This is a genomic window from Sphingobium sp. IP1, from assembly GCF_002708645.1.
GTDB classification, from domain to species: Bacteria; Pseudomonadota; Alphaproteobacteria; order Sphingomonadales; family Sphingomonadaceae; genus Sphingobium; species Sphingobium yanoikuyae.
Genome location: NZ_NOIW01000234.1, coordinates 1 through 2,250, shown reverse-complemented (window position 1 = coordinate 2,250; position 2,250 = coordinate 1). Strand labels below are relative to the sequence as shown.

Below are 2,250 nucleotides of genomic sequence, written 5' to 3'. Positions count from 1 at the left end.
GGCATGCGCCGGGCAGCGTGTCGTCGGGCCAGATCGTGCGGCAGCTGGATGCGCCGCATGGCCCCACCCGGCTGATGCTGGCGGACCTGCCGCGCCTGCGCATCCGCGCCGCCGCCATAATGGCGTGTCAGCATAAAATCGGTCGTCACCCCGTCGCCGCTGCCCAGCCGCTGGTCCAGCGGCCCCGGCGCGATGCCCGGCGGCCCGCTCCGGTCGTCATAGGGATCGCTGAAGCGAAAGCCGCGCGCCGCCCCGCGCCTTGCCCGGAAGAAGGCGATCAGATCGGCAATGTCCGCGTCGGACCGCACCCCCGGCCCGGCGTCGAAGGACAGGCGCGCGTCGGCCCAGTCGCTGCTGCGCCGCTCATGGCCCGACGGGCTTTCGGCCACCTGCGTCGAAAAGGCCGGCGCCATGCTCGCCTCCCGCCCGATCGCGATCGGAAAGCGCACATCGTCAAAAGCCTGCATCGCATCCTCCCCATCCAGTCTGAAACAGGTAAAGCCGTCGCGCGCGACCTGGGGCAGCGCCCAGATATAGGTCGCCGCCGTGCCGCGCTCGACCGACGCCTGCGCCGCCGCCGCGATCGCGCGCCACTGGTCGGCCTGTTCGGGCAACAGCACGAAGCCGGAAAAATAATGCTGCTGCTCGACCGGATAGCCCAGCCGCGCGGTCGCCATCTCGACGCCCCGCGCGGTCAGTCGGGGCCGCCCTTGCGTCACCCAGTCATAATCTTCCAGTTGCAGCACATCGAACGCCGGCGCCGCCCAGCCGACCGGCATGTTCGCCCGCTTGGCCTCGGGCGCCAGCGGGTCCAGCACGGTCGGCAGATAGGCCAGAAGATGCGTCACCGCGTCCGGCGCCAGCGCCTTCACCGCCGCGCACAGCGCCGCCGTAGACGACGCCAGCAAAGCCCCCGCCTCATCCAGCAGATCGCATTGCGCCGCGCTCAGCGCACCACGCACATCCGCAATCGACACCGGGCTCCCGCCCAGCGCCCCCCGCGCCGCATCGTCATAGATGCAGATCCGCCCATCCGCCGGCATCACCCACCACCAGGGTTCGCCGACCTGAAACAGGATCGGAATCTCCGCGTCCAAGGCAATGGAAACAAAGGCACCCGCCACCGCCTGCAAATAGCCCATCGCCCCGCCATGGGCCGGCGACAGCAGGGTCGATGGCGGCGACCAGCCGGTCAGCGCCGGGTCGCCATTTTCTGCCCGCTGCTTCCAGTCGTTCCAGCAATGGGCGTCGAACAATTCATAGGATAGCGACCAGATGACGCCCAGCCCCATCGCCTTGGCCCGCCGCGCAAAGTCCGAGTGCCAGGCGGCGCAGGGCGCGTTCAGCACCCCGCCGGCCAGGCTGACATAGAGGCCCGCGCCCAGCCGTTCGAGCCGGAAATAATGGCTCATCCCGACATAATGGTTGATCGCCCCGCGATAGCCCAGCGCATGGATCGCCGCGACCAGCCGCTCGGGCGTCTGGTTGAAGCTGTCGTCATAGCCGGTCGCCATGCTGAGCCCATGCTCCGGCAGCATGACGTCACCCACCGCCAGCACCGATCCCGCCCCGTCGCAGGCGATGTCGCTCAGTTCCGCCCAGCCCTCGACCGGCACGGCAAAGCCGGTATCGCCCGCATCATAAGCGGGCGGCACCAGCGAAATGAACATCCGGTCGACATCGCCGGCCCAAACCGGATCGCTATCGTCGGGCAAGCGGAACCCGCCCTCCAGCGCGGCAAAATCCAGCACGATCTCGGCATCTTCCGGCCCGCCGCTGGCATAGTTCCACAGCCGCACATACCAGGCACGCGGAGCACCATCGGCATCGCGCCCCTCGATCGTCAGCGTCGGCCCATGCGTCTCGTCCAGCCGCCGCAGCCCACCACTGCGCCAGCGGAAACGCAGCACGCACTGCCGGAAATCCCGCGCCGTCTCATAGGCCAGCAGCGGATGGCTCCACTGGTCCGCCGCGTCCCAGATCAGCCCCGCCAGATCGCCAGAGCCGTAGAACATGGCATCGGCGCGCATGGCGTCAGGCCCGGTCGTCACCACGCTCGCCATCATCGGCCGGGGAAAATTCACCGTCCACCACATCGGATCGAACCGCTTGATGAAGCGGCTCTCCTGCCCCCGCCCATGTGCCGGGCCGCCATCGGCCAGCCAATAATCGATCCCGCTCATTGCAGCGCCCCCCCGCACCGCCCGCGCCACCTGCCGCGCGCTGCGCGCCAGCAGTCGCGCCTCACTC

1 protein-coding gene is annotated in these 2,250 nt (G+C 69.2%); it reads right to left on the bottom strand.

The window, feature by feature from the left end; all coding sequences use genetic code 11:
• The coding region (locus CG471_RS29655; protein ID WP_257211740.1) for a DUF2460 domain-containing protein at positions 1-2,183 on the bottom strand (2,183 nt) is incomplete at its 3' end.
• Between the last annotated feature and the right edge of the window lie 67 nt (positions 2,184-2,250).